The 7730-nt window shown below is 46.7% G+C and carries 6 protein-coding genes; all 6 read left to right on the top strand.

Going from position 1 to position 7730, the window contains the following annotated elements:
* Window positions 1–993, top strand: a 993-nt coding sequence (locus VE954_RS38040) for a glycosyltransferase 87 family protein (protein ID WP_324963023.1), incomplete at its 5' end; no start/stop codon positions are given.
* Between the two features lie 667 nt (window positions 994–1660).
* Entirely contained in the window at window positions 1661–2725 is a 1065-nt protein-coding gene (rfbB, locus tag VE954_RS38035; protein ID WP_324963021.1) for a dTDP-glucose 4,6-dehydratase, read from the top strand.
* Window positions 2715–3623 (top strand): glucose-1-phosphate thymidylyltransferase RfbA, encoded by a 909-nt coding sequence (gene rfbA, locus VE954_RS38030; RefSeq protein ID WP_324963019.1) that lies wholly within the window; start codon window positions 2715–2717, stop codon window positions 3621–3623. The genes rfbB and rfbA overlap by 11 nt, the downstream gene beginning before the upstream one ends.
* Window positions 3614–4165 carry a dTDP-4-dehydrorhamnose 3,5-epimerase gene (gene rfbC / locus VE954_RS38025; RefSeq protein ID WP_324963017.1) on the top strand — a complete coding sequence of 184 codons (552 nt, stop codon included), beginning with the start codon at window positions 3614–3616 and terminating at the stop codon, window positions 4163–4165. The genes rfbA and rfbC overlap by 10 nt, the downstream gene beginning before the upstream one ends.
* A 212-nt stretch (window positions 4166–4377) precedes the next feature.
* Window positions 4378–5229, top strand: coding sequence for a glycosyltransferase (locus VE954_RS38020; RefSeq protein ID WP_324963025.1), 852 nt, complete (start codon window positions 4378–4380; stop codon window positions 5227–5229).
* 317 nt (window positions 5230–5546) lie between these two features.
* Entirely contained in the window at window positions 5547–7676 is a 2130-nt protein-coding gene (locus VE954_RS38015) for a DUF2142 domain-containing protein (protein ID WP_324963015.1), read from the top strand.
* The last annotated feature ends 54 nt before the right edge of the window (window positions 7677–7730 follow it).

Below are 7730 nucleotides of genomic sequence, written 5' to 3'. Positions count from 1 at the left end.
AGCATCGCCCAACCGGTCTTTTTTACTCTTAAAATCCTGACTTATGCATGCTGGCCTTTTATTATAGCTGAAATTTTAGAGCCTACAATCGAGTCTCCCTCTTCCCGCCTCATATTAGGTATAGTGAGCAGTGCCAGCATCATGCCAGCTATTTACGAAGAGATGTGGGCTGGAAATATAAACCTTTTCTGTATCACAGGCTTGCTGGCTGCCGCAGCTCAGCTTACCAAGAAAAAGGCTTTCTCTGCAGCAGCAATTGCTACGATCATAGCGACAATCAAGCCCCAATATGCTCTTTTTCTGGCTCCTGCCATGCTACAGAACTTCAAAAAATCGCTGGCTGGCTCACTGCTCGCCCTCACGAGCCTACTTGGGATTTCAATGTCTATCTATGGATTATCTGATCTTATTGCGCTATGCATAAAATGGCTTGGCACAATCAGCAAGCCTATAGCTGATGCGCATGACATAAATAACGTCAGCTATTCAGCTTGGCTCGAAAGACTCTTTGCTTCAGATACTTTGCAGTCAAATGTGAATCCCTTTTCTAAAGGACTCATAGTTTGCACAAAGCTCGGTCTCGTCTTCATGAGCCTTGCTGCGATCTGGAAACTGTCGAAAGACTATAAATCGAACAAAATACAGATGCCAACATGGGTATTGGCGGCGTTTAGTTTTTTATCCCTCCTCACCTTGCTTGTTACACCTGTTATTTGGATAACCCACCAAATGCTTCTTATTTTTGCAAGCATGTTCATTTCTTATCTCTTCTGGAAAGGGCGCTCGTGGGTTCTTTTTTTGGCATTCGTGAGTATCCCAATTTCACTCTATATTAGCTCCGACCTGCTTCAAAATTCCGTCCTGCTTAGAGATTTTTCTCGAACCTATGGCCTATCTGTAATAGCCACATGTATTTCTCTGCTCACTTTGAGCTTCTATTCCATATATTTGCGCGATTTCTTATTTTACCCACAAGTGGGGCGTGAAAAGTAAAATAATGAGTCGTACCTGAGGATAGGGCTTGGATCACGAGCTCTGATCCTCAGCAAAGACATAACCAAGAATTGCGGAAAATCTGATATGCATCATTTTTTAGAGAATAAAAAATTCAGGAAAAGATATCTCCTGATCTGTTGCCTTTCCATCTTGGCGACGCTCATAGCAGTCATGCGAGTAAAGGCTCGCTTTCCGCCTGAAACTCAACCAGGGATGAAGTTTGAAGTCACGGCGTCTCCCTTGGTTAATCGCTTCTTCCCACCTCCTTTATTCAAAGACGTGCTGGAAATGAGAGAGCAGGATGCTGCGTCTATGACAATACAGCCTTATTCCTCTCACCCCAGAGAGCTTATACGACATAACAACCAGCTGTTTGTCATTTCAGAGGACTTTAGGTCCCCTGTACCGTTAAAATTCAGGGGAGATGTCTTTATTGGATACGGATATACTGCAGACAGAAGAACGCCTTATGTCATTGAGGCGTCTCCAATACCTTAGGTGTCTTTATAAAATCCGTACCTGGTAGCACATTCCTGGCGGTGTGGACTTGAGGGAAAAAGAATGGCTCTCTCTTCCAGGAAATGGAGTCTATAATACTTTTCATAGCCGTATTATGGTAACTACTGATCTATTAACACGATAAGGAAAGCAGGAGAGGTATAAGTTGAAGCTAATCGTTACCGGAGGGGCCGGCTTCATCGGCTCAGCTGTTATCCGCACCGCACTAGAAAGCGGCCAGTACCAGATCCTGAATCTCGATAAGCTGACTTATGCCGGGAATCGGGACTCTCTATCAACTGTTTCTGGTTCAGATAACTATTTCTTCCGCAAAGTCGATATTTGCGATCGCGATGCGGTGGCAGGTGCGTTCTCCGATTTCCAACCTGATGCCATTATGCATTTAGCAGCTGAATCCCATGTCGACCGTTCCATCGACGGGCCTGGGCAATTCATTCAAACCAACATTGTAGGCACTTTTAACCTTCTGGAAATAGCCAAGCGTTATTGGTCCGAACTTCCGAAGGAACGCAAGGACCGTTTTCGCTTTCATCATGTATCGACAGACGAAGTCTACGGTTCCCTCGGCGATCAAGGCCTTTTTTGTGAAGACACAGCCTATCAACCGAACTCGCCCTACAGCGCCTCGAAGGCCTCGTCGGATCACTTGGTGAGAGCCTGGCACCATACCTATGGCTTGCCGGTTGTCACTACAAATTGTTCGAACAATTACGGTCCCTATCAGTTCCCTGAAAAACTCATTCCCCTCGTCACTTTGAATGCGCTGGATGGCAAACCCCTCCCCGTATATGGGAAGGGTGACAATATCAGGGATTGGCTCTATGTGGACGATCACGCCCGAGCGTTGCTGACTGTCCTCGAGCGTGGGCACCTCGGTGAAGTTTACAATGTCGGCGGCCGCAATGAACGCACAAACCTGGAGGTGGTTTACAGCATCTGTGACTGCCTCGATCAGATGGTCCCACTTCCATCGGGCAAAATGAGACGTGAGCTGGTGACCTTCGTTAAAGATCGACCTGGCCACGACAAGCGTTATGCGATCGATGCTTCTAAACTCGAAAATGAACTGGGTTGGCGAGCCTCTGATAATTTTGACACAGGCATTAGGAAAACAGTTGCCTGGTACCTTGAACAAAAAGGCAGCTGGTGCGCACGCGTTCTAGACGGCAGTTATCGGATGGAACGACTGGGGGTCATTCATGAATCCTAAAACTCGCCTTCCGCGGCGCGGCATTGTCCTGGCAGGTGGCTCAGGGACGCGGCTGCATCCGCTTACGTTAGCTGTCAGTAAGCAGCTCTTGCCTGTCTATGACAAGCCGATGATTTACTATCCCCTATCAATCCTGATGTTGGCTGGTATCCAGGACATCCTTCTCATCAGCACCCCTCAGGATTTACCGCAATTTCAAAGACTGCTAGGCGATGGCTCGCAATGGGGTATCAACCTTCAATATGCCGCACAACCAAGACCAGAAGGACTCGCACAGGCGTTCCATATTGGACGTGATTTCATCGGCAATCATCCTTCCTGCCTCATTCTAGGAGACAACATCTATTTCGGTCATGGTCTGACCTCCTCATTACGCAAAGCCGATGAAAAGGAAGAGGGAGCGACAATATTCGGCTACTGGGTGAGCGACCCAGAGCGCTACGGGGTTGCTGAATTCGATCAAGATGGACGCGTTATCAGCATCGAGGAAAAGCCGCAAAAGCCAAAGTCCCATTACGCAGTGACTGGTCTCTATTTTTACGACAAAGACGTCGTTGATATCGCGCAAAATGTGCAGCCAAGTGCCCGCGGGGAGCTGGAAATTACAGATGTTAATCGCGTATATCTCGAGCGGCACAAGCTGACTTGCGATATCCTGGGACGTGGCACAGCATGGTTGGACACTGGAACTCATGACTCGCTCGTGGAAGCAACGAACTTCGCAGCGGCAGTCGAAAAAAGGCAGGGATTGAAGATCTGTTGCCCGGAAGAGGTCGCTTGGCGGATGGGATTCATCAATAACGACGGCCTTGCTGAGCTCGCTCATCCTCTCGCCAAGAGTGGTTACGGTCAATACTTACTGGGTCTCCTGAAAAATGAAGGACCTATATGGACGTGAGGGACGTTGACATTCCCGGCTTGAAAGTCATCCAGCCCAAGATTTTCGGCGACGAGCGTGGCTTTTTCCTCGAAACATACAACTCTCAACGGTATCACCAAGCAGGACTTCCGGCGACTTTTGTACAAGACAACGTCTCATTCTCATGTCGTGGAACCCTGAGGGGGCTGCATTTTCAAAACCCATGCACTCAGGGCAAACTCGTGATGGTTTTGCAGGGCGAAGTCTACGACGTTGCAGTAGACGTGCGGCTGGGCTCGCCGACTTTTGGGAAGTCGTTCGCTATCTATCTAAGCAGCAAAACAAAGCAGCAGTTTTGGGTGCCTGCCGGGTTCGCCCACGGCTTCATGGTGACAAGCGATGCAGCTCTCTTTGTGTATAAGTGCGATGCCCTCTACAGTCCACAAAACGAGTTCTCGCTGGCATGGGACGATCCTGACCTTGGTATTGACTGGCCAGACTTAAAACCCATATTATCCGCCAAGGACTCAAATGCCAGGAGACTCAGGGACTTCCCTGAAAGCCAGCTGCCAGTCTATTGACCTATCACCCGCGCAACTTTTTTCAAGATCAGCGATAGAGACTCAAAATGAGCGTTAGGAATTACGAAAAAACAGCCTTCAGAATCAAGGCTAAATTAAGCTCTCTCGTCTCAGAGTTCGTCATGTTTTTACGGGCTCCGCGACGGGGGCGAACCGCCGACGTTCATCTATTGTGGCAAAGTGAGGCTCAGCTCAAGGCCAGCCTATCCTTGATGAATTCTGGCTGCAACCCGGGAGCAGCGCAGAAGGTTATTATAATCATCCCATTTCGAGATCAATGGGAAGTCACACTTCGTTGTTTGCAGTCGCTCGACAAGCAAGACTTTCAGAATCACCGCGTTGTGCTAGCTTTGGTGGACAATGGTTCTGTAGAACAAGCAACAGCTCAGGGTCTTGAGAACTTCATGCATGCCTCTCACCGCTTCGATATACGCTTGTTTCGCTATGATATTCCCTTTAATTTCTCCCGCCTCAACAATTGGGCTGTTCGGGATTGTCGCGATATTGAGCCAGACGTCATTTTTCTCTGCAACAATGATATTGAATTCCTTGAGAATGATGCAGTGGCCAGGCTGGTGAACTTTAGTCGCAATCAGCCCAATGCGGGCGCTGTTGGCTGCACCCTGCTTTACCCGAACCGACGGGTACAACATCTTTTCGTATACGTCGGCAGCAAGATCGTGGGATCTCATCCGCATAAGGGTCGTCGCTTTAAACCAAAAGAAGTTTGGTACCAAAAACCACGGCCCGTCAGCGCTGTCACAGGCGCCATTACACTTATGAGGTACCAGATCTTTAAGGATTCAGGTGGACTTGATGAGAATCTTGGGAATAGTTATCAAGATGTGGATCTCTGCTTGAAATTTCAGGATATGGGCTTGGTCAATTGGGTGGTCCCCAACGTTATTGCACTCCATCACGAGGGCAAGACCCGGGGTAGGAAGCCTTCATGGGACGAGGCTGAATACATGTTTCAGAAATGGGGGTCGCAGATTTCGCAAAATGCGTTCGTACACCCCAAGCTCAATCGGTGTTGCGAACATTTCGCCCCGAGCATTTTCTGAGATCTTTTACGCCTTCGAAGGCGCATTTCATAATGTTTGAAATGTCCTGTAGAAGGGTAGCTGTCGCCCTACAAAACCTGAAGCTGTGTGCGATCTATTTTGACGAGCACCAGGCAACTGCTTTGATAGGTATCGACGCCCAGTCTGTTGCAAAAACTCTCCAAAACAATCGGGGAACTTTATTCAAGTGTAATTTTTAGATTGTTCTCAAAGAATCAAGGTCTGCCATCAGGTGACTCTGAATGAAATGAAGCGTCCCCATAGACCAGCGTTAGATGCGAAGACCTGGATTTTAACTATCAACTTTAGAAGGGTCCATGGAATCCAAAGATAAAAAATTCTTACCACTCATACTCCTGTTCCTTGTTGGCAGCGTAGCGATTGTCCGATTTATTTTATGGACTCATCTAGACCCCATATTCCAGGGTCCAGATGAAATCCAACACATGGCTATGGCTGCGCAGATAGACAAGCACGGACTTGATATTTACAAGAATAAATCAGCAACGACTTGGAGAGATTTTGAGGAATCTTATGACTATAAATCAGATTTTTATCGTCAGTCTGGGATCATCAGCAAGTCTCATTCACTGCCAATTTATGCTGATAGCGGAATGTGGGGAAAAGAGGAAAGACGGACCTTACACAAAGAAAATTTTGACTCAGAACAAGGGTCAGACGCCTATAGACACTTAACCTATGCATACCCTCCCTTATACTACGCAACCATCGCATTATTCGCAAAAGCATATCGATCATCAGGATCACCGAAGTTGGTGAATTATCAATATGTTATGCGACTCACAAACTTTCCTTTTTTCTTATGCTTTCTAATCTATTCTTATCTTTTAGCTCAGCTAATCTTACCAGGACGATGGGGATGGCTAACTTTTGGAATGATAGCTTGTCACCCGATGATTATATTCATGTCCTCAATTGTAAACAATGATGCTGGTCTACTTCCGCTATCTGCAGGCCTCTTTTACCACACGACAAAGATCTTAACTAATGAAAGAACTGTCCCGGGCAACCTGAGTCATACGGTCAACTTACCAAAGAAGACCTTTATTTTTACACACATGATAGCCGCCGTCTTCTTTTCTCTATGTTTATCATTGACGAAAAATCAAGGCATGCTTTTATCCGGAATAACCCTCTTATTTCTTTCCTGCTACCTACTCATAAAACGAGACGTATCAAATTTTGCTCTGAGTAGCGGTGGCATCTGTTGCATCCTAGTACTTTTTGTATTTCTGCCTTTTTGGCTAGGCCCGACAGTATACTCGGGCATCCCCACACCTATTGATTTCATAACCTATGTTAGCGACATTTTTAAGACACACCTTTGGTACTTAATAGCAAACCTATTTGGACAGTTCGGCTGGTTTGAAGTAAACTACCCCTCGTGGGTTTATTGGTCGTTTGGAATCTTTCACCTGACCGTGGTGGGAATGGTTCTAGCAGTTCTATATCGACAGTGGCTTGATAGTACACTTTCTACACAAGGGCGAGCTATCGCAATGCTGCTTGCCATGTATATTTCATACTGGCTTCTGATATTGGCTTGGCAATTCTTGAATATGAGCAAATCAGGATGGATTATCCAAGGCAGATATGCTCTTTCCGCACTTCCTATCATGTTTATATGCTTCGGATACCTTATGCAGTACTGGAGTAATGAGACAGAAGCAGAATCGAAGAAAAAATGGCTAAGTCTGCTGGGGATATCAGTGCTTGCCGTTTGGATCATTGCCTCAAACTATGGCCTTTGGATAACCGTGGAACGATTCTACCTACCCCCCTCTCTGCGTGACAGCATTTGGCGGGCAATCACAGACTCAAGCAGCTGGTTATTCAAAATTTTCCAGTACAAGCCTTTGTACTTCAAGTCCTACCCAATACTATTCACGCTCATCTTATTTTACGTTATCGCCCAAATCGCCCTATTCACTGTGTTGAGTTGCACAATCTGGAAAAGCCAGGAAAGCAATGAAATTCAAGCCAACCAGAGAAAATCAAGACTCGCTTTGCGAGACAAAACCAGCAGTCATGCAGCTAATGAATTTGCAACTCAAATACCAGGATCCTCCACTGCTGCGAAGAAAATGAGTCGAGCACTTGTAGTTTTTCCAACCTACAACGAAGCTATCAGCTTGCCTCATTTGCTAGCTAAGTTAAGAGCATGCGAAGTTCTTTTTGACAGGGAAAGGATTGACTACTGCTTCGTTGACGACAAGTCCACAGACGAAACAGCAAAGATCCTCGCAGCCGAGGTGCCGGGAAGATTCATTACTCACAAGCAAAATATCGGGGTTTCCGGCGTGCTTTGCACAGGTGCGAAAATCGTGAAACGCCTTGGTTACGGAATGTGTCAGCATTTTTGGGACAGCGCTAAAGAAAGTTTAAGAAACTTTTCTACCCGAGTACGAACACGGACTGTCGCGTGACTGGGATATTGATTCCAACTCGATCCTGTGGAATCGCAAGCTTGGGACCGCGCT

Origin of the sequence: Oligoflexus sp. (genome assembly GCF_035638955.1) — a bacterium.
Classification (GTDB): Bacteria; Bdellovibrionota_B; Oligoflexia; order Oligoflexales; family Oligoflexaceae; genus Oligoflexus.
This window is presented reverse-complemented; position numbering and strand designations above follow the sequence as displayed.